This window comes from Streptomyces sp. BBFR2 (assembly GCF_044497305.1).
Taxonomy (GTDB): Bacteria; Actinomycetota; Actinomycetes; order Streptomycetales; family Streptomycetaceae; genus Streptomyces.
This window is the reverse complement of record NZ_CP172415.1, coordinates 6,448,128-6,470,572: the sequence shown is the minus strand read 5'-3', so window position 1 is coordinate 6,470,572 and position 22,445 is coordinate 6,448,128. Positions and strand designations below refer to the sequence as shown.

The following is a 22,445-nucleotide window of genomic DNA, read 5'->3' as shown; positions in this document are numbered from 1 at the left end:
GCTCGTCCGGCCGGCCGAACCCTGCACCTCCGCGACCGCGCAGGACCCGGCACGGATCCCCGCGCTCACCGCACCCCGCATCGCTCCCGATATCCCCACCGCCCGACGAATGGTTCTGTCATGACCCACACGCCCGACTTCCGCATCAGCCATGTCGAGTTCCACGTCGCCGACCTGGCGGCGGCCTCGGCCGAGCTGACCGACCACTACGGTTTCCGTCCGGTCGGCCGCGCCGCCTCGGCGGAGGCCGACTCCCTCGCCCTGCGGCAGGGCCGGATCACCCTCGTCCTCACCCAGGCCCGCACCGACGGTCACCCGGCGGCCCGCTATGTACGGACCCATGGGGACGGTGTGGCGGACATCGCGCTCACCGTGCCCGACGTGTCCCTGGCCTACGCCGACGCCATGGCACGCGGGGCCGTCACGGTCGCCCCGCCGCACCGGCACCCCGACGGCCGCACCACCGCGGTGATCGAGGGTTTCGGGGACGTGGTGCACACCTTGACCGAAGCCGGCGACTTCGCGGTGCCGCCGTCCTTCACCCCGGTCCCGGACGCCGGCGCGGCGGGAGCGGACGGACTCCTCACCGAACTCGACCACCTCGCGGTCTGCCTGGAGGCCGGCGACCTCGACCGCACGGTGGAGTACTACACCCGGGTGCTCGGCTTCCGGACGATCTTCACCGAGGACATCAGGGTCGGCGCCCAGGCGATGGAGTCGCAGGTGGTGCAGAGCGCGTCCGGGGCGATCGCCCTGACCCTGATCCAGCCGGACGCCACCGCCGAACCCGGCCAGATAAACCGCTTCCTGGAGCGGCACGGCGGGCCCGGAGTGCAGCATCTCGCCTTCGCCACCGCGGACATCGTCGAGGCCGTCAGCACCCTGGGCGGGCGCGGAGTCGACTTTCTGTCCACCCCCGAGTCCTACTACACCCTGCTGGCGGGCCGCCTCGACCTGACCCGGCACACCCTTGCCCGGCTGCGTGAGCTGAACGTGCTGGTGGACGAGGACCAGGACGGCCAGTTGTTCCAGATCTTCACCCGCTCCACCCATCCGAACAGCACGCTGTTCTACGAGGTGATCGAACGCTTCGGCGCCCGCACCTTCCGCAGCGGCAACATCAAGGCCCTCTACGAAGCGGTCGAGGCCGAGCGGCTGGCCTCCGAGGGAGCGTCCCGGTGACCGCCCTCGCCGATCCCGTGACGACCGGCTCGGAACCGGTGTCCGTGGCGGAGTTCGCGGCCGTGGCCGAGCGGGTGCTGCCCGCCGGGATCTGGGACTTCGTGGCGGGCGGCAGCGACACCGAACTGACCCTGGCGGCCAACCGGACGGCACTGGACCGGATCGGGCTCGTCCCCCGGGTTCTCGCCGGCAGCCCCGGCTGCGACACCAGCGCCGAGCTGCCCGGCGCCCCGGCCGCCGCCCTGCCGGTCGCCGTCGCGCCGATGGCATACCAGCGACTGGTACATCCGGACGGGGAGCAGGCGACGGCGAGGGCCGCCGCGGCGGCCGGGGTGCCGTTCACCCTCTCCATGCTGAGCAGCCGGCCCATCGAGTCCGTGACCACGCCGGGCGGAGTCACCTGGTTCCAGCTGTACTGCCTGCGGGACGCCGGGGCCACGGCCGACGTGGTCCGACGGGCCGAGGAAGCCGGCTGCGCGACGCTCGTGGTGACCGTGGACGTCCCCCGGATGGGCCGCCGACTGCGCGACCTGCGCAACGGCTTCGCCCTGCCGACGGACGTGGCCGCCGCCCACCTGGACCCGGCGAGCCTCCGGGTGACCCACGACCGGCGGCCCGGTGTCTCCGCCGTGGCCGAGCACACCGCCGAGGCTTTCGCGGCCGGGCTGAGCTGGGACGACCTCGCCCAGCTACGGGAGAGCACCCGGTTGCCGCTGATCGTCAAGGGGATCCTGGATCCCCGGGACGCGGCGCTCGCCGCCGAACTCGGCGCGGACGCCGTGGTGGTCTCCAACCACGGCGGACGCCAGCTCGACGGTGCCGTGGCCAGCGTGGACATGCTGCCCGCCGTACGCCAGGCCCTGCCCGAGCGGTGCGAGGTACTGCTGGACAGCGGCATCCGCGGCGGCACCGATGTCCTCAGGGCGCTGGCGCTGGGCGCAAGCGGTGTCCTGCTCGGCCGGCCCGTCCTGTGGGGGCTCGCCGCCGGCGGCGAGCCAGGCGTCCGCCGGGTCCTCGACCTGCTCGCCGCCGAACTGCGCTCCGCCCTGGAGCTGTCCGGCTGCGCCGACCTCGACGCCGCCCGGCGGCTGACGGCACGAGTGGCGGACGGTCGTACTTCTCCGGGCGGAACTCCTTCGGAAGGTGTCCGATGACCGCGCCCGTGACCTCCACGCCCGTCCAGCTCGACCCGGCGGACCTGCACGCCTCGCTCTCCGACCCGGCGATGCTGTCGATGAACTTCCTCAACGAGGTGGCGAACCGCTTCCCGGACGCGATCTCCTTCGCGCCCGGCAGGCCGGCCGAGGACGGCTTCGACCTCGCCGACCTGCACCGCTACCTCGACGCCTACGCCCTGCACCTGACGGAGACGAAGGGGTACGACCGGGCCCGGGTCCACCGGGAACTGTTCCAGTACGGGCGCACCAAGGGCATCGTCCACGAACTGATCGCCCGGCAACTGGAGTTGGACGAGGGGATCACCGTGGACCCGGAGGCGATCCTGGTCACCGTCGGCGCCCAGGAGGCGCTGTGGCTGGTGCTGCGCGCCCTGCGGGCCACCGACCGCGACGTCCTGCTGGCCGTGGCTCCCACCTACGTCGGGCTGACCGGCGCCGCGCGGTTGCTGGACTGGCCGGTCCGTCCGGTGCGGGAGGGCCCCGACGGGGTGGACCCGGACGATCTGCTCGCGCGGCTCGCGGCCGCCCGTGCCGAGGGTCTGCGGCCCCGGGCGCTCTACCTCGTCCCCGACTTCTCCAATCCCAGCGGCCGCAGCATGACCGTGCGTGGCCGGGCCCGGCTGCTGGAGATCGCCGCCGAACAGGACCTGCTTCTGCTGGAGGACAACCCGTACGGGTTCTTCCAGGCGGTGGAGGGGGAGCGTCCGCCGACGCTGAAGGCGCTCGACACCGGGCAGCGGGTGGTCCATCTCGGTTCGCTGTCGAAGACCTGCTTCCCCGGTGCCCGGGTGGGTTTCGCGGTCGCGGACCAGCGGATCGCCGGACGCGACGGTGCCGGCGGGCTGCTCGCCGACGAGCTGTCGAAGGCGAAGAGCATGCTCACCGTCAACACCTCGCCGGTGAGCCAGGCCCTGATCGGCGGGATGCTGCTGAAGCACGGGGGGAGCCTGCTGCGGGCCAACCGGCGGCAGATCGACACCTACCGGCGTAACCTCCACTGCCTCCTGCGGGGGCTCGCCCGACGTCTCGGCGGTCTGGACGGGGTGCGCTGGAACACCCCCGGCGGTGGCTTCTTCGTGGGGCTGACGGTGCCGTTCCCGGTCACCGACGAGCTGCTCGACGTGGCGGCGAACCGGTACGGCGTGCTGTTCACGCCGATGCGTCACTTCCACGACGACGAGGTGGCCGCGTACCAGATGCGGCTGTCGTGCAGTTCCCTGACCACCGATCAGATCGAGGCGGGGCTCGACCGGCTGACCGATCTCATCACCGAGCGGATCTGACCACCGGGCGCGACTGATCGCGCAAACACGGAGAGGACTCTTATGCCCACGGCAGCACCGTGCACCGATCCTGTCGACGCCGGTGCGCCTCGGATGTCGATGTCGCCGGCCGGCGCGGTCTCCACGCCTTTCACCGGGCCGGGGTGATCGCCCGGACCGGGGTGCGGGAGGGCCAGGTGCGCTACTCGCCCGTCGGCCCTCGGACGGGGCGGTGCGGCGCGCCCGTGACCGGATCGTGAACTGACGGACCGGCGAGGGCTGTTGCTGCCGGTCAAGGCGATCGTGGAGGACGTGAACGCGTTCCTGTGCGGGTGGGCGCGTACAGCGGCGGTCTCAGCCGACACGGGCCACCCGCGTCAAAGCTCGGTCCCGCACGTACAGGAGCCGCACGAGTTGCAGCACCGTGAACCGCTCCGGGAAGCGGGCGCCCGCCGGCCGCACCAGGCCGTGGACCAGCAACGCGTGCAGGGCGGCAGCCGGATCCGGCACCAGATGGTCGAGGTCCCCGACCGTCCAGTGCGGACGGTCCGCAACCTCAGCCAGTACCTGGCGACAGCCCTCGGCCACGATGTCGACGCTGCGCGCCAGGGAACGCAGCAGGTCCTGGCAGCCGCAGCCCGCCGGGGAGGAGAGGAGGGAGGAGTCCTGACCGGCTCGGGCCAGCAGGCGCTCAGGCGGATACACCAGGCACCAGCCCGCCGCGTATTCAAGTGCTCTGGGTACACCGTCGAGCCAGCGGCACAACTGCACCACCGCGTGCGCGTTGTCCTCCCGAAGCCGGAACCCCGGCCGTGACCGACGCATGTGGGACAGGAACAACGCCACGGACTCGACCTCGCTCAACCGGGCGTGGTCATAGTCCCGCGCCTCCTCTGGCATGGCCAGCGCGGTGAGCGGCAGTACCCGCTCACCCGGCAGATATCGCGGCGTCAGACCGGTCACCACGACGCGCAGCCCCGGACAGCGCCGAAGCAACTCGCCAACGTCCACCCTGCCGGAGCCCGAAGCGTCGCCGCCATCGATCACCAACAGTTCATGCCTCTCACCGATCGCCCCGGCGAGGTCGTCCGTCAGGTCAGCGGCACCCGGCGGCGGCCCGCCGGAACCGGCCGCGGGAGCCGCACCGCAGCAAAGGGGCTCCCCGGCCGACGCGTGCCACCTGACCCCCCAGCCCTTGGCACGCAGCACCCGGGCCGCCTCGAGCACCAGATGCGTTTTCCCGATGCCGCTGATGCCGACCACGCTCACCAGGCGGTGACCGTATACGGTCACCTGATCGAGCAAAACCTGCAGCTCCGCTTCCCGGCCCACCAGCGTGCCGGGCGGAGCGGGTAGGGCGGGCGGAGCGGAGGGCACGGGCAGTGGGCGCGGTGCAACCCGCAGGTCCGCCGGGCTTCCACCGGCGGCGTGCAGTTGCAGGCGTTCGGGATCGCCCAGCCGCAACGCATCGGCGAGCAGCCCCACACTCTCCCGCCGGGGCCGTCGGACCCGTCCGCTCTCCAGGTCCCGGATCGCTCGGACGCTCAACGTCGCGAAGTCCGCCAGTTGTTGCTGGGTCAGCCCGGACCGGCCCCGATAACTCTTCAGCAGTTCGGCGAAGGAAACTGTTTCGCGGGGCCCCTCAGACGGTGCCGGCACCGACCGTTTCCGCTGGCCACCCACTGCGCGTTCCCGTATCGAAAGCCCGGTTGCCGCGCTTATTCCGGCGGCATGCGGGCTGACACTCATGCGCCGGGCGATCTGCCCGCGGGTTTCCCCGCGCGCCAGATGTCCGAGTGTTTCTCTTTCCCGGTCACCGATTTCCCGGACAGATTTCCGTGGTTTTTTGCTCACGGAGTCGGGCGCCCTTTCTCTGTCTGATTCCCGCGTTCCGCGACCTGTTGGACCACAGGCTCCGGAACTGACCACGGACCGACTCCCCCGTACATACTCGCAGGTCATCCCGCGACACGGCCCCAACCGCTGTCGTCGCCGGGCGCGACGGAGGACGTCGCCCGGATGTCGGCACCGCCGGTTTCGGCGGCGGCCGTACCGGCAACGGTGCCGATCACCATCGCGCAGAGAACAGTGACCACGAACACGCGGGCAGACTTCATGATTTCTCCCAGAATTCAGAGTGGTGAATATGGAATGGTCCGGTCCGGGTTGTCCTGCCGTCCCCTTCCGCTCTTCCAGAATGGTGGGCCCCCGTCCCGGAATCCACAGACGGAACCATTCACCAAGTTCTCCGGCACCAAAGCGGGGGGTGGATGAAACGCCCATGCGGCATCAAGTAATGGCAAGTCGGATGGTCGTGGCCGTCCGACGTCCTCCCGCGACGAGCGGTCGGCAGCGTCGTTCCGGCCGCCGGGCAGTCCGCCGGCCGGACACCGTTGGCCGGTTGCCCTCCGGGACTCCGTAGAGGCAAAAGCCGGCCCCAGGCAGGGCCGGCGTGATCGCGCGGTGGTACCGCGCGGCCGGTGGTCGCGGGACACCGTCCAAGAGCCGTCAAAACGACCTGGCGAGGGCTGGTGCGAACCCCGGCCCCGGTCCGGCGCCCCGGAAAGGACCGGCTGGGCGGCGCGTGGTCCGCGACGGCGGCAACGGCTCCTCTCCCCCGCACGGGGCAGGAGGAAGGAGCGCTTTCGCAGGGCGAATCCAGGAGGGGAGCGACCCGACCGGCGTGTCGGAGGAACCGATCCCCCGGCTTACGACTCTCTAGAGGCAGCGGAGCTGACAGCCCGACGGGGGCTTGATCACCGCCATGAGCAGAACCGGTCGCCCCGTATGAACCTGCTCCCGCGGTCGCCCGTCCCGTACGAAGCGATCCGCAGCACGTGCGGGCAACCGGTGAACGGCCCGTACACGGCAGCCGGGATACGTTGAATGCGGTGAGGGCGTGCGGCACGTGTCCATGTGGGTACCAGGAGCGGAGGACTGATGGCGGATCAGCAGACCGATGACGATGTTTTCACCGTGGGAGACACACTCAGCGCCGAGGAAGTGGCCGTCTACCGCTCTCTGGCTCTGCACGGTCGGCTGGACCCGGCGCTGATGGCCGAGGAGACGGGGGCCGACGCGACCGCGGTGAGCGGTGCGGTGGACCGCCTCGTCCGGATCGGCCTGGTGCACAGAGGCAGGGAGGGCAACAGCCGTCTCTGGGCCGTCGACCCGCACCTCGTCGCGGCCGTGGCCACCGCACCGGTGGAGCGGGCCATCGCCGAACAGCAGACGCAACTGCACCTCTTCCGCGACCAGTTCGCCCGGTTGGCCGCCGACTACAACGAGGGGAGGCACGGTGTCTCCAAGGATCTGGAGGTCATTCCCGGGCTCACCCAGGTGCGGGCCGCGCTGAACCGGGCGGCCGAGCAGTGCCGCGAGGACATGGTCACCGTGCAGCCCGGCGGCACCCGCCCGCCCGAGGTGCTCCAGGACGCACTGCTCCGGGACAGCCAGATACTCGCTCGGGGGGTGCGGATGCGGACCGTGTACCACCACACCGCCCGGTTCAACGGCCCCAGCCAGGCGTACGTCGCCACGGTGAGCGCGCTGGGCGGCGAGTACCGGACCGCCCATCAGCTCGTCGGCCGGATGATCATCTTCGACCGGGAACTCGCGTTCATGACCAACCGCAACGACCGGCTGGGCGCGGTGGTGATCCGGGAGCCGTCGGTCGTGCACTTCCTGTACGAGCTGTTCGAGCAGGTGTGGTCGCAGGCCCAGCCGTTCTCCGACGCGGCCACCGACGGTCTGGAGGCGGTCGCCAAGGATCTGGACCGCACGATCCTGCGACTGCTGGCGGCAGGGCTGAAGGACGAGACGATCGCGCGGCGGCTCGGCATGTCCTTGCGCACCACCCGCAAACACATAGCCGACATGATGCAGGCTCTCGGCGCCGAGAGCCGTTTCCAGGCCGGCGTAGCGGTGGCCGAGAGAGGGCTGCTCAACGACGGCGGAGAGCCGGACGCAGCACCCACGGCGGCCCCGACCTGATCCGGCGGCGGCCCGGTGGCGCACGCCGTCAACCCGGGCCCTCCAGGTGGAGTTCGAGCAGTGTGGTCGGGGCGTGGATCTCCGACAGCCGGTAGCTGTGGCCCTGGGGCGTGAAGAGGGTGCCGCCGGAACGCAACCGCATGCCGAGCGGGCCCGAAGGGCCAGGCGCCGGGGCTTCCCCGACACGCGACAGAGCGCAGCGGCAGGCTCCTTCCAGGACCGTGACCGTGGACTCGGCACCGTTCAGCGCGCTCTCCACGACAGGGGAACCCACCGGCAGAAAGCGGAAGAGGGGACGCACCCTCAGTTGCAGCCTGCGGCCCAGCTCGTCCGCCAGCTCCTCCGCGCCCGGCCCGCCCGGCACGGAAAGCTCGGCGCCCTGTTCCGGACGGACCGGGCGGGGCAGCAGCTCCAGCAGGGCCGACAAGGTCGCCGGATCCTCAGGCCACAACAGGGCGGGCACTCGGCCGCCGTTGACCGCCACGCACAGGACCAGCTCTTCGACGAAGGACTGCATCGGCTGGCTCAGAGCTCGCCGTCCAGGCACAGTTCTCCGATCTCGTCGTAAGTCCGGGCGGTGCAGGTGAATGAGGCGTGCGGGGCACCACGACGCCCGGACGCATGGAGAAAAAGAGAGGAGTTTTCCGAGCGGCGCCGCGGCCGCGGTGAGGATACTGCCGCACGGACGTCGGTCCGACAGCCACGTATTCGCACGTTCATACGGCGCCCGCGGTGACGACTCGGCGCTCGATCCTGAGTCGGTCGGGCCTGGACCCGGTCAAACCTGAGCCCGGTCGGGAAGTTTCGGCGTCGCCAGTAGCCCCATGTCCTCAATCGCGTTCATGAGGGAGCCCTCGACCCACAGGGCCAGCAGCAAAATACGTTCGGTTCCGGGTTCCGGTTTTCGCGCACATCCGGCGCATGCACCTGCCGACGGTGCGCGGACCGACATTCATGCGCGGGATGGTCTCCCCGCAGGTGGTTCCGCGCGCGATATATCCGAGCACTCCTCTTTCCTGGTCACTGAATTTACGGACAACTTCCCGTCGCCCATCGATCAAGGAGTCGAGCGTTCCCCTCTGCACAATTCCCGCTTTCCGGGATCTCGTGGACCACAGACTCCGGAATTGACCACGGGTCGGCTTCCCCGTGCGTACCTGCAGGTCATCCTGCGACACGGCCCCAGCCGCTGTCGTCGCCGGGCGTGGCGGAGGACGTCACCCGGATGCCGGCACTGCCGGTTTCGGCGGCAGCCGTACCGGCGACGGCACCGATCATCATCGCGCAGAGAACAGTGACCACGAACACGCGGGCAGACTTCATAATTTCTCCCAGAATTCAGAGTGGTGAATATGGAATGGTCCGGTCCGGATTGCCCTGCCGTCCCCTTCCGCTCTTCCAGAATGGTGGGCCCCCGTCCCGGAATCCACAGACGGAACCATTCACCAAGTTCTCCGGCACCAAAGCGGGGGGTGAACGAAACGCCCAGATGACACCAAATAACGGCAATATGGATGGCCATGGCTGTCCGGCCCGTGCATCGCCCTCGATGACGACTGCCGCGGCACCGGCGAACGCACACCGCTGCACGGCATCGGAACGCCGCTTCAACCGCTTGAAGCAATGGCGCGCCATCTTCACCCGCTACGACAAGACCACCGAGTCCTGCCAGGCAGCCGTCGCCCACCTTGGATTTCCTGGTCTCCACATTCCACAACCGTGCCGTCTTGTCGTAGCTGCCGGTGGCCAGGGTCGCGCGCGACCAGATGTGCTGCCAGGCGCCGCCCGCCCGCGCCTGAGCGTCGAGGATGACGAAGGCCAGGCCCAGGCGGCGCAGGTGGAAGTCGGCGGCGAGCCCGCTCTTTCCACCGCCGACCACCACGAGATGAACTGTCCCCCTGGCTCGCCAGGACAGGTTCTGCCCCCCTGCATAGCCCCGTCCGTGCACCGCCGCCCCTCACATAACGGAGCCCTGCCGGATCACACCGACAGGGCTCCGTCACCTAGATGAGTAAGTCCGAAGTGGCGTCGTCCGCCCGAAGGGCGGGCCTAGGGCCCGCCGGATGCTCGAGAAGTACCGCGTCCAGGTCTGGGCCCAGCAGCTCGGCACCGCGCAGATGGTCAGCGATGCCCGCATCCGCAAGATGCTGAGTCCGTAGCCGGCCCTACTCGGCGTCCTGTGCCTCGATCAGATCGAGGTCGCGGACGCAGAAGCCGTGGTGCTCGAAGGTCTCGTTGAGCACCGTGCCGAGGCACTGCCGCACCAAGCGGCCCCGGGCGTACGGCGGCCAGACATCGTCGTCGGGCACCGGCGCTCGCGCTGCGAGCCGCACAGCGGTGACCTCCTCGAGCCAGGCCTCGAGTTCGGCGGCCTGTGCGTCACGCACGCTCACGATCTCGTCGAGGGCCGGATCGAGCGAGAGGTCAAGCCCGTGCGCTCCACGGTAGGGCTCGACGGTCGTCCCGATGCCCATCGGCGTGAACAGCTCCGTCGAGCCCAGGCAGCAGCGGCGGAACCACGAGTCGTGGACGAAGACCAGATGGCGCATCGTCTGCACCGCCGACCACTCGTCGTTCACGCTGCGGCGCTCGATGCCGGGCGTACGGCGGATTCGCTCGATCGTGGCGGCCCAGCCGGCATGGAGCTGACGCGATGCCTCGCGCAGATCGGCGGGGTCCTCGGAGCGGATCAGCACCCGCACCGGATGACGCCGGTCGAGCTCTGCCTCGACGTACTCGGTGACCTCGACACCGTTCACCACGAGGTTGGTGATGAGCCCGTCGATCACGGCATCCTGCATGACGACGCCGATCAGGCGTGCCCCGGTCAGGTCGCACTCGCGGAACTCCGCACCGTGCAGATCCTCGTCGACATACCGCGTCATGCTCCGCATACTAGGGCGTGGATCGAATGTGCTGGTCACAGCCACTCATTGATGACCGCTACGAGGACGGTCGCCTCGTAGCGGACCGCCGACTTGCCGTACCTCGTGGCCACCGCTCGGTGCCTCTTGAGGCGATTGATGCCGCATTCCACCGCGTGCCGCTCGCGGTAGTCGACCGGATCGGACTTAGGCGGCCGGCCGCCTGAGAGCCGCGTTTCTTGCGGTTGCGGGCCTGATCGGCCTTGTCCGGGATGGTGCAGCGGATGCCACGCCGTCGCAGGTAGGCACGGTTCTTGCGGGAGGCGTACGCCTTGTCCGCGCGGCCCCCCTCGGCCGGGTGCGCGGCCTGCCCGGCCCCAGCCGGGGAACCCGGACACGGCCCAGGACGGCCTCGAACTGCGGCGGCAGTGGGCCGAGCGCGGCGGGAAGCACAAGAACTCCGACCGCGAGCCGAGGCCCCGCCGACGGGCGACCTACACCCGCCCACACGGCGTCCGGCATGTGTTCGCCGCCTACGACCTGGCAAAGGACAAGCTTTACGGTCACATCAAGCTGAAGAAGAACCGGACGAGGTTCCTGGAGTTCTGCCGCTACCTGCGCAGCCTCTACCCGCCGGAGATCCGCATCGCGATCGTGCTCGACAACTTCTCCCCACATCTGACCACGAAGAAGGACACCCGGGTCGGCGACTGGGCGACGGCCAACAACGTCGAGTTCGCCTACACGCCGACCAACAGTTCCTGGCTGAACCGCATCGAGGCCCAGTTCACGGCCCTGCGCCACTTCGCACTGGACGGCACCGACCACACCAGCCGCAAAAGAGCAGGGCAGCATGATCCGCCGCTACATCATCTGGCGGAACAAGCACGCCGCCGACCAACGCCTACGCGACGTGGTCGACAGGGCGAACGTTGTCCCAGCGTCCCCAGTAAGGAACTCGCACGGTGCCGGCTGCGCCCCCCGGTAGCCCTTGTCGGCCCAGCAATCCGCCCCGGCCCCCGCCGGGGAACCGATGGTGCCGTGGGTTCGGGCGGCCTTGATGTCGTGGACAGGCCCCGGCAGCGCGGGCGAGGCCCACAGCAACCGTTCTGCCGGGTCGGCGATCACCTGCACGTTCATGCCGTGCTTCTTATGTTTCCCGGAGTAGAAGGGTCGGTCGGCGGCGATCCGGTCGACCGGCAGCAACGTGCCGTCCAGGACCACGAAGGTCTTGCCGGAGGCTGCCCTCACCGCCTCGGCGAGGGGCGGCGCCAGAGCGGCCAGGATGCCGGCGGCCTCGGCGATGTACCGGTAGGCGGTGGTGGTGCCCGCACCGCATCCGGCGGCGAGCTGGGCGTAGGTATGGCCGCATCGTGGATGAGCCGGTACGAGCAGTGCCTGCCGTCCGGCGGCCGGCCGGCGCCCTCGTGTCCCTTGCGCAAGACGACGTGCGGTCAACTCACGGGCGGGGAAACCTCAGTGGGTGTTGGCGTGAGGGAGCGCGCGCGGAAGTGCTCGGCGCCGATCACGAGCGCGGGACGGTGGTCGAAGCGACACCGATCCCTTCGTGTCCGCGTCGTGCTCGGCTGCCTGCGAGCCGGGCGCGAGCTGGATCCGGTCGAGCTCGCAGCTCAGGCCGGCTCGGGCTCCTTCCGGTGTGCTCAGATGCGTTCAGCGAGGAGCGGTACCGCCCGGGGACTCTGCGCCCAGGAGGGTGAGCAGCCCGGGGAATCTCTTCTCGATGTCCGCGCGTCGTAGTCGGATGCCCTTGCGGTTGCCGTAGTCGATCTCGTCGATGAGACCTGCCTCGCGCAGGACCCGGAAGTGGTGGGTCTGGGTCTGCTTCGAGATCGGAAGATTGAACGAGTTGCAGCCCCGCTCGCTGTCGCTGCGGTCGGCGGCCAACTCCGTCATCACCGAACGACGGTGCTCGTCGGCGAGGGCGCGAAACACCGCACCCAGATCGAGCGCGTCGGCCTCCGGGCCGACCAGGTTCTTCCCGGCCACGCCGCACCTCCTTCAAGTACGACTTGCATCGTACCTGAAGGACGTGCTCCACTCAGGTACGAAATCTTTCGTACCTTGCCCGGGTTGCGCTGCCCCGTGCCGCCGCGCCCTGGGCCCCGGCGCTCACCGGGGACCTGGTCATCGACACTCCGAGAGGTCATCGTCATGAAGAAGCCCGAGGTGCTGATAGTCGGTGCCGGAATCGCAGGGCCCGCACTCGCGTACTGGCTGTCCCGGAACGGATACCGGCCGACGGTCGTCGAACACGCCCGGCAGCTGCGCTCCGGTGGTAGCGCGATCGTCGTGAAGGGGCCCGCGATCCCGGTCGCCGAGCGCATGGGCGTCCTCCCGCAGCTCCGCGAGCTCGCCACCCGCAATCGGTCGCTGACCCTGCTCGACCCCGGCGGCAGGCGAATCCTGCAACTCCCGCTCACCTCGGCCAAGGCGCCGACGGTCGAGGTGACCCGAGCCGACCTGTCCGAGGTGCTCCACCGGTCGGCGCAGACCGAGGCCGAGTTCTTGTTCGACGACACGGTCACCGCTCTCGACCAGGACGAAGGCGGGGTGGACGTCACCTTCCGGCGGTCCGCGCCGCGGCGCTTCGACCTGGTGGTCGGTGCCGACGGGATGCACTCCACCGTACGGCGCCTGGTGTTCGGACCCGAGCGGCAGTTCGTGAGCGACCTGGGACTGTACGGCGCGACCGTCCCGCTGGAACCCGATGCCATCGAGGACCCGACCGAGATGACGATGCTGACCATGCCGAACCGGATGCTGGTCCTCCACCCCTCGCGGACCACCCCGCTCGCGATCTTCACCTTCCGGGCCGCACAGCTAGCGCCCCACGACCGCAAGAACATCGCCCTTCACAAGCAGACCGTGGCCGATGCCTACGCCGACGTGGGCTGGCGGGCACCGGAATTCGTGGCGGCGTTCCTCGACCACCCGGCTCCGTTCTTCGATCCCCTGACCACCGTCCGGATGCCCTCGTGGTCCCGCGGACGGGTCGTACTGCTCGGGGACGCGGCCGCGGCGACAGCCCTGTTGGGCGACGGGTCCAGCATGGCGATGGCGGGCGCGTACGCCCTCGCGGAAGAGCTCGCCGCCCATCCCGGTGATCACGCCCGCGCCTTCGCCGCCTACGAGTCCCGGCTCCGCCGTGAGGTAGGCCCGCGGCAGCGACGCGTCGGGCTGCTCTCCCGGCTCATGGTGCCCCGCACCCGGCCGGGCCTCGCGGTGCGCAATGCGGTGGGCCGCGCGGTCGGTCGCACGAACCGGATCGCCTCTCGCGAAGCCGCGAACCGGTAGACCGGGCCCGCACCGACCGGTCACCGGTCGGTGCGCAGCTTCGCGGTAGCTCTCCGCCATGTCGGCGCCGCCAGGTCCGACGAGCCCGGCGTGGCAGGCCATCGCCGATGCGGCAGATCGCCTGCTGTCGGCCCCACCCACCGTTCCCGGCGCTCGCCACGACATGGGTGCTGCCGGTGCCCCCCCCCGACGCGGAGGTGAAGTGCTGGACGGACAAGGCGTATCGAGGCGCCGACGGCGCCACCCGGGCGCCCTTCCGCGGCCCGCGTCTCAAGCTGCGGCAACGTCAGCACAACCAGCACCCACGCCCGGTCCCGTTGCCTCGGCGAGCAAGCCATGACCGTCCTGAAGGGCCGGCGCCTCCCGCGGAAACTCCGCTGTAGCACCAACCGAGTCACCGCCACCGTGAAGACCATCCCCCGCCCTTCGTCACGCCTCAACCTGAGGCTGGAAAAGGCTCAGTGACGTGAGCTTGATGCTTGGTGAGTGGTTCGCTGTGCTGCCGGGGGCTTCCTCGGCAGCACAGCGGACCACCGCCCGATTCGCCGCGGTCGACCCCGGCGTCCAGGTCCTGGCCCGTCACGAGGGGAAGCCGTTGATCATCGGTCGCTCTGCCCGTCCCGTCGTCACGGCCCGCACAGCGGGTGCCTCCGTGGCACTGCCCGGGACGCGTGAATACGGTGAACAGACGCTGGCTGCCGCGTTATCTGCGGCTCCCTCGGTCGGCACCGTCGCGGCGCTGATGCGCGGAGTGGGCAGCTATCACGCCGTGCTGACTGCCGACCGCGGGACCTGGGTGTGCGGGGACGTGGCCGGGATGACCTGACGACACATCAGAACAAGCGTCACCTCAGCGTCAAGATATCGCCCGTAACGCCCACACCCCACATAATCCGCACGGACAAAGTCACAGGTCAGACGCCCTCCCTGCCTTTTCAAGGATCGCCACGCACTCCACATGGTGGGCCATCGGAAAGATGTCGGCTTCCGATGGCGGGGCGTACTTGAGGCTGCCTCAGGAGTCGCCCAGCGCGCCATTGACAGCACCTCAGACAGCATGGCGTGCCGTACCCCCAGGCACTCCGCAACGCCACTTCCTGGGGAGAATCTGGGGAGTATCGACGGTCCTGGGGAGCGCGTGGGGAGAATCGGCCGCATAACGCAGCACGATCCCGAAAGACACCGAAAGACCTGTCCGCGCAGGCCAGGGGCGGGAAAAGGTCCCATCGCCGCAGGCCAGCGTCACCACGTAGACAACTTCATGACGTACGTGCCGAGGTCGTCGGCCTCGACGATCCCCAGCAGTGATCCCCCTCTCGCAGGGGTGTCACATATCGGGTCGCAATGACTTCTGTCAGCTTTTTCCCGGGCTATACGCGCTCTGACCTTGGGGATCACGCCGGACCGGCGAGGCCCTCCCCGGAGCTGAGCCATCAGGGAGTCACACCACAAGGTGGCGACGCCCGGCACCGAAGAGCCGGGTCCACGGCGGGAGCCTACGGCCGGTTGGCGCGTCACTTCCCGTGTCGTTGATACCGACCGGGGCAGGGGTGTGCGGCGCCGTTCGCATGGCCGTGCCTGTCGGTGCGGCTGCGCCATCTGGCAGGCTTCGATCATGAACATGCACAGTGTGTTGCTCTACGGGTGCGCGGTGATCGTCATCGTGTCGGGCTTCCAGCTCCTGGCGACGCTCGCCACGAAGGACTGCGAGGAGAAGACCGCCCCCCTGGCCTTGCTGCGGGCGTGGCGGCAGCCTGTCCCGAGGGCCGCCGCGGTGCTGGTGGCCGCCATGGTGGTGCTCGGCGTGGCCCAGACAGCCGCCCCCGCCATGATCGACGCGCTCGGGCGACACCCTCATGGTGCGTGGTGGCGAGCCGTGACCGCCTTGACGGTGCAGTCATCGGGCTGGTTCCAACTCCTGTTCAACCTGGCCGCGCTCGTGGTCGTCGCCCCGCTCGCCGAGCGGCAGTTCGGGTCCTGGCGGACGTTGCTGGTCTTCGGGGCAAGCGGCGTGACGGCGCAGGCGGTGAGCATGGCCGGCTGGAGCCTCCGTGGCGGCGGGGACTCCGTGGCGATCTGCGGCCTCGTGGGCGCGCTCGCCACTTGGTACACGGCGCGCGGCAGCGTCGTCGCCCTGCGGCGGGGGGCGCTCCTCATCCCCGCCGCAGGTCTTGTCCTCTGCCTTCTCACGAACAACCACGGCGTGGGCCTTCTTGTCGGCAGCGCGCTGGGAGTCGGACTGGCAACTTCTGCCCGCACGCCCCGGGCAGTCTGACGCTCGATACGGTCCGGCTCCCTGCACGGGCCCCGCGTCGACCCGCCTGCACCCGGAGCCAACTCCACGCCGACGGCCTGGTCTTCGTCTTCGACGACCTGCACCGCGTCGGCCTCTACGCCGGCAACGGACAGCTCCTGCACGCCCCTCGCACCGGCACGGTCGTCCGGTAGGCTCGTCTCGGGGCTGGGCTGGAACTCGCTCTACTTCACCCGCGGCTTCACCAAAGGCACCCTCGCCCCGACGGCGGACCAGGGCCCCGCGGCCCTCGCCGGTGTCCTCGGAGCCTCGTGCGCCGCGCACCCGGTGGCAGCCGCTCTCCGCGGAGCGGTGGGCGGCGTCGGAGGCGCGATCTACCTCAACCCCATCAAGAGGGCCGCGGCGCAGGACAAGTGTGCGGCCTTCACCCAGTACTACCCGCCTTACATGGGGTGGAGTGTGGAGGAGGGGCCCAACTGCCTGGCCTGAAGGGGAATTTGCTGCGGTGGTGGAACCCTTTGCGTGAAAGGCCGCCGGCGCCGCGACAGGGCAGGAGCGCTGTCGCGGCGCCGGGGCCGGGGAACGGCATCGGCGGCCCGCGCGGCTAGGTGGAGGGCAGCAGGCCGAGCATGCGGAGATCGGTGAGGTATTTGACGATCAGTTCGGGGGTGAGGTGCGGGATGTTCCCTTCGGTGCCGAGCCCGGCCTTCCGGACGGCTTTTTCGAAGCGGGGTGCCGGGGCCGTGCCGGAGCGCGTGGGCGACGCGGGACGCTCGTAGGAGTGCAGCAGGGGGAGGACCGTGCGGCGGCGCACCGTTTCGGGCAGTCCTCGCAGGGCGGTGCGGAAGCGGCGCAGCCACTCGTCGTATCCGGGGATCCGCCGCACGGTGCACCCGGCGTCGGTCAGCCAGTCCACGAAGGTGTCCAGGGAGATGCCGTCGTCGTGCGGGTTGAGGAGATGGTAGGTGCGGTATCCCCCGTCGTCGTGCGGGTGGAGGGCGCCGAGGACGTTGACGGCTTCGGCGCTGAAGTCGGCCGGCAGGCCGTCGTGGTGCGCCCGCGGCCGGTGGTCGCCGCTCCCGCCGGTGTAGAAGGAGCCGGGGGCGATTCCGGTGGTCACCAGGCTGAGCAGGAGACGGGTGAACATGTCCGGCACGTTGAGCTGGCCGGGGTGGCGGCGGTGCGTGAGGATCATGCCCGAGCGGAAGACGCTGACCGGGAGGCCGAAGTGTTCGTGGGCCTCGCGGAGCAGCACCTCGCCCGCCCATTTGCTCAGGGCGTAGCCGTTGGCGTAGCCGTCGCCGCACCGCCGTACGGGGCTGATCCGCCGGATGTCCGCCTCCTCCGTGAAGGCGCCGGGGGCGGCCTGGTCCCCGACCCCGACCGTCGAGACGTTGATGAAGGGTTTGATCCTGCGGGTGAGCGCCAGGCGGATCAGTTCGGCCGTGCCGGCCACGTTGGGCCCGAAGAGCTGGTCGTAGGGGAGGACGTGGTTGACGAGTGCGCCGGGGTGGCAGACGGTGTCGGCCTCGTCGCACAGCCGTAGCCAGGTGGTCTCGTCGAGTCCGCAGCGGGCCTCGCCGAGATCGGCCGCGAAGACCTCCAGGTGGCCGTCGGCCAGCTTCCGGAAGTGCGCCGGCAGCTCCGGGTCGCCGGTGTCGAAGACGCGCTCCAGCCGCGCACGGGCCGCGGCGTCGTCGGCGCCGCGGACCAGGCAGATCAGTTTGCCGCCGCGCGGGGCGAGGCGTTCGAGCCAGTCGAGGCAGAGGAAACGGCCGAGGTAGCCGGTGGCTCCGGTCAGCAGCACGGTTCCCGGGTGGCCCGGGGCCGGGGCCGGCAGCCGCCGCGCCGCCGCCCGTGTCCGTGCGTCCAGGAAGGCGTCCAGCCGCAGGTCGGCGGCGCGGATCTCGGTGGCGCCGGGGCCGTGCACCCGCGCGAAGGTGGGGCGCTCGGCGCCGGCCGCGGACCGGGCCTCGATGTACCGGCCGAGCCCCGCCAGGTCGTAGGCCGGGCCGGTCACCACGCTCACCGGCACCTCGACGTGGAATATCTCCTCCAGCAGCTTGCTGAAGGAGAGCGCCGCGAGCGAGTCCCCGCCCAGGTCGGTGAAGCGGGCCGCGGGGTCGATGTCCGCGGGCGCGGTGCCGAGCAGGGCGCTCAGCGCGCGGGTGAGGGCGGGCCGCACCGCCTGGTCGCGTCCGGCGTCGCGCAGTGCCCGCAGTTCCTCGCTCCGGCGCCGGGCGAGCGTGTCGTAGAGCTGGTCGAGCGGCTCCTGGTAGCGCTCCCGCAGCCTGGGGCGGATCGGTTTCCTGATGTCCGAGAGCAGCCCGTTGGCCGTGCTGAACGGCTCGGTCTCGACCAGGAAGTCGCGGGGGATCTCGTACGGTTCGAGGCCGGCTTCCTCGGCGGTCCGCCGGAGGGATTCGGCGAGTCGCGGCTTCAGGGCCTCCGGGCCGCCGGCCTGTTCGAGGGCCTGCTCGGTGGGGACGAGCACGGCGAGCAGATAGGCGCGGGCGCTGTCGCCGTAGACGTAGATCTGGCGGACGAGGGGGTTCGCCGTGAGGACCGACTCGACCTTCGAGAGGGTGACGAACTCGCCCTGGGAGAGCTTCTGCACGTTGTTGCGCCGGTCCACGTAGGCGAGCTGGTCGGGGCCGGTCTCGGCCATGATGTCGCCGGTGCGGTAGTAGCCGTCGGCGTCGATCACCGAGGCGGTGATCTCCGGGCGCCTGTAGTAGCCGGGGAAGAGTCCTTCGGTCTTGAGCAGCAGTTCACCGCGCGGGTGCGGCCGGTCGCTGGTGTGGTAGCCCAGCTCGGGGACGTCGATCAGCCGGTAATCCGTGACGAGCGGGCGGGTGACCCGGCCGTCGGTCACGACGATGCCGGCCTCCGTCGATCCGTAGCACTCCTGGAGCGGGACGCCGAGGCAGGACCGGGCGAACGCCCTCATCTCCGGGGCCATGGGGGCACTGCCCACCATGGCCATCAGCAGCCGGCCGCCGAGGACGCGCGTGCGCAGATCCTCCTTCACGGCGGCGTCCAGCTCCGCGTCGTCCGCGAACTCGCCCGCGCGCCGGGACAGTTGGGCCTTGTATTCCTGGTGGAGCATGTCGAAGACGCGCGGTACGGCGAACAGTTCGGTGGGGCGGGCGAGCGCGAAATCGTCGAGGAGCGTGGAGAGGTCGCTGCGCGCGGTGTAGTGGACCACGCCGCCCCGGGCCAAGGTGGCGGCGAGCGTCACCCGGCTGTACATGTGGCTCATCGGCATGTAGTTGACCATGCAGGCCGGGCTCCGCGGGTCGACCGCCGCCAGCCCTCCGCCCCGCCAGTACCTCAGCAGCGAACTCTGCGGGTACATCGCGCCTTTGGGAGTGCCCGTGCTCCCGGAGGTGTAGAGCAGCATGGCCAGCGGGTCCTCGTCCGGACCGGGCTCGTACAGCGGCGCGCGGTGCGTCCGTCCGCGGGCGACGGCCTCGTCGAAGGTGCTGATCTCCAGCCCGGCTCCGGCCAGCCGCCGCGCCGCGTCCTGGTACGCCTCCCGTTCGGTGTCGGCGTCCGGGTGGTGGTCGAAGACCAGCACCCGCGGCCTCGACGGGGTCTCCAGGGCCAGCCGCACCGCCTTGTCCAGGTACTCGGGGGTCGCCGCGAGGACCCGGGGCCCGGTCTCCGCCGTGATGTCCCGCAGCGGGGGCAGCGCCGAGCCGGCCTGCAGTGACACCGCGACGGCGCCCAGGCGGACCACGGCGAGGTCCAGTGCCGCGTAGCCGGCGCTCGTGAACCCGATCGCCGCGATGAAGTCGCCCGGCCGGATGCCGGTGGACGCCCAGTCCGCCGCGAGCGCCCCCGCCCGCGACCACAGGTCGCGGTAGCTGACGTATCCGAACTCCGGCAGCAGCCGCAGGGACCGCCGGCCGGTGGCGGGGTCGGTCACCAGCTCCGTTCTCCGCTCGGCCAGCGCGGGGCGGTCCGCGTACCCGTTCATGACGCGGTCGATGACCTGGGCGAGGCCGAGTCCGGGTTCCCGCGCGGTCTCGCTCACCGGGGCCAGCGGTCCGGCGACGTGCGACCGCGGGTCCGGTCGTGGCGGTCCGGCTTCCGCGTCGGTGATCCTCGGGGCGCCTTCGATGTCCGGTCCTGCGCTCACCCACATCACCGCTTTCCTCAGCACGACGGTCGGGCGCCGGGTGCTGTGCGGTCACGTTAATTACTGGTCCGACAAGTGATGATGGGTGATCAGAACAAGGCGAGACAGGTGTTTTTGATGGCTCGTCAGTGGACGGAGCCGGCTTTCCGTGGGCGGCGGAGCGGCAGGTTCGGTGACGCGCCGCGGACCGGCTCCGGGCGGGTTCACCCGCCGGTCACGGCAAGCGGATGGCGCGGGCGCCGGTCCGCTATGTCCCCGGCGGGGCAGGTCGGCGATGTCCCCGGCGGGGCAGGTCGGCGCAGATGCCTCACACGGGATCGGCCGCGACCGCTCTCCGCAGCAGTGCGACGCTCTCCCGGTCGAGGTCGCTGTCCCGGTCGAGGTCGCTCTCCCCGGCTCCGGTCCGTGGCGAAGCGACGAAGCGGGCGCTGAAGAGCATCGCCGCCGCGTGCCCGGTGTTGACGTCGGCGCGGATCCCGCCGCGCTCCTTCATCTCCTCCAGATCTCCTCCAGCAGCGTGCCGACGAGGCGTACCCGCGGCTCCGCAGTGCCGCGGCGGGCGGTGCCGGCCGTCAGGGTCCGGGCCGTGCCGTCTTTGCCGGAGGGCCGACGCGGGTGAGGACGTGGGTCGGGGGCGGGGCGCTCTCGTCGACGGTGGCGGTGAAGGGTCTGCCGTCGTCGCGGCAGATGAACTGGAGGACGTGGCGGCCCGCCGTCGCCGCGCGGATCAGGCCGCCGGTGGTGGCCCAGACGCCCGAGAGGTAGAAGTCCCGCAGCCCCGGCAGCGCGGGGCCGTGCCGTTTGATCTCCTTCTCCACCGTCTCCCCGCCGGCCACGAACGGCTGCCAGCCGAGCACGGTGCCGTCGTAGTTGCCGGTGTAGCGGACCTGGGTGAGCGGGGTGGACACGTCCCAGACCGCGATCTCGTCCCGCAGGCCGGAGAAGCGCCGGTCGAGGAGGTCCACGACGGCGTCACGGACCTGGCGTTTGGCCGTCTGGTAGGCGCGGCCGCGGCGCACCGGGAGGGTGTGGATCTCCTCGCCCCGGCGCACCCGGCTGCCGTGTTCGGACCCGGTGCTCACGGCGCGCCACGGGGCGATGTCGCAGAAGTAGCTGGCGTAGACGATGTCCGAGCCGGGCGGGGCCAGTTCCGGATAGTGGCGGGCGCGGAACTGGACGTTGAGGCTCGGGTGCCGGATGCCCCGCAGAGGTGCGGCGTCGGCGGCGTCGAGGAGGTGGGTGGTGCAGGGGTCGCCCTCGGGGAACGGGCGCCGCAGGCCCAGGAAGACCGTGACGTAGCCGGGGAAGAGCATGCCCGGCTCGTCGATGGTGCGGGTGTAGAGGTCGCGGTAGGCGGGGGTGAGGTAGCGGCCCTTGAGCAGTTCCATCAAGGTGGTGTGGCCGTCGCAGGCGGAGACGGTGATGTCGGCCCGGATCTCGCGGCCGTCGCTCAGCCGCACGCCCCTCGCCCGGTCGTCCTCGACCAGGATCTCCACCACCTTGGCGTTGTAGCGGATCTCGCCGCCCAGGGCACGGAAGCGGCGTTCGACGGAACGGGCGAGGCCGAGCGAGCCGCCTTCGGGCACCCCGGCGGAGCGGTTCGCGTGCGAGGCGAGCTGGAAGTAGAACGGCAGCACCGGGAAGGCCGGGTGCTTCTCGTAGAGGATGAAGTTGAACGCCTCGCGCAGCAGCGGGTCGGTGAAGCGTGCGGAGAAGTCCGTCATCAGGGTGGTGAGGGACCGGCGGACGACGTTGAGGTACGGCAGGAAGGAGGCGAGCATCCGCCAGCGTTCCACCGTGCCCATCAGGCCCACCGGCTTGAGGAAGGGGTAGCGGGCCAGGAGGGAGCGGAAGGCGCGCAGACCGGCGCAGAACTGCCGGATCGGCCGGGCGTCCTGGGGCGCGAGGTCCAGGAGGTGGGCCTGGAGCGTGTCGGGGTCGGAGTAGAAGCGGACCGAGCGGCCGTCGCGGCCGCGGACGATGTTGAAGACGTCGAAGTGGCGCATCTGTTTGCCCTGGAGGGCGCCGAGTTCGAGCCAGATCCGGTGCATCTCCGAGCCGGGGCCGCTGCCCAGCAGCCAACTGACGCAGCAGTCGAAGGTGAAGTCGCCGCGGTCCCAGGAGGTGCAGCAGCCGCCGGGGAGTTCGTGCATCTCGACGATGGTGGTGCGGTAGCCGTTCATCTGCGCGTAGCAGCCGGTGGACAGGCCGCCGAGCCCGCCGCCGATGACGACCATCGAGCGTCGCCGGGTG

General features: G+C 70.5%; 18 protein-coding genes and 3 pseudogenes. 10 read left to right on the top strand and 11 right to left on the bottom strand.

The features are described 5' to 3' along the window. The first annotated feature begins 120 nt into the window (after window positions 1-120). From hppD to ACGH2B_RS26640, 3 genes are read left to right on the top strand one after another with little or no spacing between them, the layout of a single operon-like run. The gene (hppD, locus tag ACGH2B_RS26650; RefSeq protein WP_399094977.1) at window positions 121-1,182 is read left to right on the top strand and encodes a 4-hydroxyphenylpyruvate dioxygenase; all 1,062 of its coding nucleotides are present in this window, start codon (window positions 121-123) and stop codon (window positions 1,180-1,182) included. Then, window positions 1,179-2,336 carry an alpha-hydroxy acid oxidase gene (locus ACGH2B_RS26645; RefSeq protein WP_399094974.1) on the top strand — a complete coding sequence of 386 codons (1,158 nt, stop codon included), beginning with the start codon at window positions 1,179-1,181 and terminating at the stop codon, window positions 2,334-2,336. Before hppD ends, ACGH2B_RS26645 begins: the two co-directional genes overlap by 4 nt. Beyond that, window positions 2,333-3,643 (top strand): PLP-dependent aminotransferase family protein, encoded by a 1,311-nt coding sequence (locus ACGH2B_RS26640; protein WP_399094971.1) that lies wholly within the window; start codon window positions 2,333-2,335, stop codon window positions 3,641-3,643. The genes ACGH2B_RS26645 and ACGH2B_RS26640 overlap by 4 nt, the downstream gene beginning before the upstream one ends. A gap of 333 nt (window positions 3,644-3,976) precedes the next feature. On the opposite strand, the gene ACGH2B_RS26635 is transcribed toward ACGH2B_RS26640, so the two are convergent. Together ACGH2B_RS26635 and ACGH2B_RS26630 are read right to left on the bottom strand one after the other, a co-directional pair. Further along, window positions 3,977-5,281 (bottom strand): helix-turn-helix domain-containing protein, encoded by a 1,305-nt coding sequence (locus ACGH2B_RS26635; RefSeq protein WP_399097358.1) that lies wholly within the window; start codon window positions 5,279-5,281, stop codon window positions 3,977-3,979. Between the two features lie 299 nt (window positions 5,282-5,580). Continuing rightward, complete coding sequence (locus tag ACGH2B_RS26630) at window positions 5,581-5,739, bottom strand: hypothetical protein (RefSeq protein ID WP_399094968.1); 159 nt, start codon at window positions 5,737-5,739, stop codon at window positions 5,581-5,583. Window positions 5,740-6,562: 823 nt separating this feature from the next. On the opposite strand from ACGH2B_RS26630, the gene ACGH2B_RS26625 reads away from it, so the two are divergent. Continuing rightward, entirely contained in the window at window positions 6,563-7,615 is a 1,053-nt protein-coding gene (locus ACGH2B_RS26625; protein WP_399094965.1) for a LuxR C-terminal-related transcriptional regulator, read from the top strand. A gap of 28 nt (window positions 7,616-7,643) precedes the next feature. On the opposite strand, the gene ACGH2B_RS26620 is transcribed toward ACGH2B_RS26625, so the two are convergent. From ACGH2B_RS26620 to ACGH2B_RS26610, 3 genes and pseudogenes are all read right to left on the bottom strand, one after another. Then, window positions 7,644-8,132, bottom strand: coding sequence for a hypothetical protein (locus ACGH2B_RS26620; RefSeq protein ID WP_399094962.1), 489 nt, complete (start codon window positions 8,130-8,132; stop codon window positions 7,644-7,646). A gap of 647 nt (window positions 8,133-8,779) precedes the next feature. Continuing rightward, window positions 8,780-8,938 carry a hypothetical protein gene (locus ACGH2B_RS26615; protein ID WP_399094959.1) on the bottom strand — a complete coding sequence of 53 codons (159 nt, stop codon included), beginning with the start codon at window positions 8,936-8,938 and terminating at the stop codon, window positions 8,780-8,782. Between the two features lie 439 nt (window positions 8,939-9,377). Continuing rightward, window positions 9,378-9,530, bottom strand: a pseudogene (locus ACGH2B_RS26610) (NAD(P)-binding protein); the annotation flags it as partial. A 148-nt stretch (window positions 9,531-9,678) separates the two neighbouring features. Here ACGH2B_RS26610 and ACGH2B_RS26605 point away from each other — a divergent pair. Continuing rightward, the gene (locus ACGH2B_RS26605) at window positions 9,679-9,774 is read left to right on the top strand and encodes a DUF3418 domain-containing protein (protein WP_399094956.1); all 96 of its coding nucleotides are present in this window, start codon (window positions 9,679-9,681) and stop codon (window positions 9,772-9,774) included. 6 nt (window positions 9,775-9,780) lie between these two features. On the opposite strand, the gene ACGH2B_RS26600 is transcribed toward ACGH2B_RS26605, so the two are convergent. Continuing rightward, a complete protein-coding gene (locus ACGH2B_RS26600) occupies window positions 9,781-10,500 on the bottom strand; it encodes a DinB family protein (protein WP_399094953.1) in 720 nt (239 codons plus the stop codon). A 402-nt stretch (window positions 10,501-10,902) separates the two neighbouring features. On the opposite strand from ACGH2B_RS26600, the pseudogene ACGH2B_RS26595 reads away from it, so the two are divergent. After that, window positions 10,903-11,413, top strand: a pseudogene (locus ACGH2B_RS26595) (transposase); the annotation flags it as partial. On the opposite strand, the pseudogene ACGH2B_RS26590 reads toward ACGH2B_RS26595, so the two are convergent. Beyond that, window positions 11,408-11,937 (bottom strand): annotated as a pseudogene (locus ACGH2B_RS26590) (transposase family protein); the annotation flags it as partial. The pseudogenes ACGH2B_RS26595 and ACGH2B_RS26590 sit on opposite strands and share 6 nt — an antisense overlap. Before the next feature lie 213 nt (window positions 11,938-12,150). Further along, the gene (locus ACGH2B_RS26585) at window positions 12,151-12,486 is read right to left on the bottom strand and encodes an ArsR/SmtB family transcription factor (protein ID WP_399094950.1); all 336 of its coding nucleotides are present in this window, start codon (window positions 12,484-12,486) and stop codon (window positions 12,151-12,153) included. 165 nt (window positions 12,487-12,651) lie between these two features. On the opposite strand from ACGH2B_RS26585, the gene ACGH2B_RS26580 reads away from it, so the two are divergent. From ACGH2B_RS26580 to ACGH2B_RS26565, 4 genes are all read left to right on the top strand, one after another. After that, window positions 12,652-13,794, top strand: coding sequence for an FAD-dependent monooxygenase (locus ACGH2B_RS26580; protein WP_399094947.1), 1,143 nt, complete (start codon window positions 12,652-12,654; stop codon window positions 13,792-13,794). 466 nt (window positions 13,795-14,260) lie between these two features. Then, window positions 14,261-14,620, top strand: coding sequence for a hypothetical protein (locus tag ACGH2B_RS26575; protein ID WP_399094944.1), 360 nt, complete (start codon window positions 14,261-14,263; stop codon window positions 14,618-14,620). A gap of 789 nt (window positions 14,621-15,409) precedes the next feature. Next, window positions 15,410-16,069, top strand: coding sequence for a rhomboid family intramembrane serine protease (locus ACGH2B_RS26570; RefSeq protein ID WP_399094940.1), 660 nt, complete (start codon window positions 15,410-15,412; stop codon window positions 16,067-16,069). 306 nt (window positions 16,070-16,375) lie between these two features. Beyond that, window positions 16,376-16,537 (top strand): hypothetical protein, encoded by a 162-nt coding sequence (locus tag ACGH2B_RS26565; RefSeq protein ID WP_399094937.1) that lies wholly within the window; start codon window positions 16,376-16,378, stop codon window positions 16,535-16,537. Window positions 16,538-16,652: 115 nt separating this feature from the next. Here ACGH2B_RS26565 and car read toward each other — a convergent pair whose 3' ends face one another. The 3 genes from car to ACGH2B_RS26550 all read right to left on the bottom strand — a co-directional run bounded on the left by car (window position 16,653) and on the right by ACGH2B_RS26550 (window position 22,429). Further along, window positions 16,653-20,198: a carboxylic acid reductase gene (car, locus tag ACGH2B_RS26560; protein WP_399094934.1), complete on the bottom strand. Its 3,546-nt coding sequence runs from the start codon at window positions 20,196-20,198 to the stop codon at window positions 16,653-16,655. 301 nt (window positions 20,199-20,499) lie between these two features. Beyond that, the gene (locus tag ACGH2B_RS26555) at window positions 20,500-20,685 is read right to left on the bottom strand and encodes a hypothetical protein (RefSeq protein WP_399094931.1); all 186 of its coding nucleotides are present in this window, start codon (window positions 20,683-20,685) and stop codon (window positions 20,500-20,502) included. A 79-nt stretch (window positions 20,686-20,764) separates the two neighbouring features. Continuing rightward, complete coding sequence (locus ACGH2B_RS26550) at window positions 20,765-22,429, bottom strand: phytoene desaturase family protein (RefSeq protein ID WP_399097355.1); 1,665 nt, start codon at window positions 22,427-22,429, stop codon at window positions 20,765-20,767. Window positions 22,430-22,445: the final 16 nt, after the last annotated feature.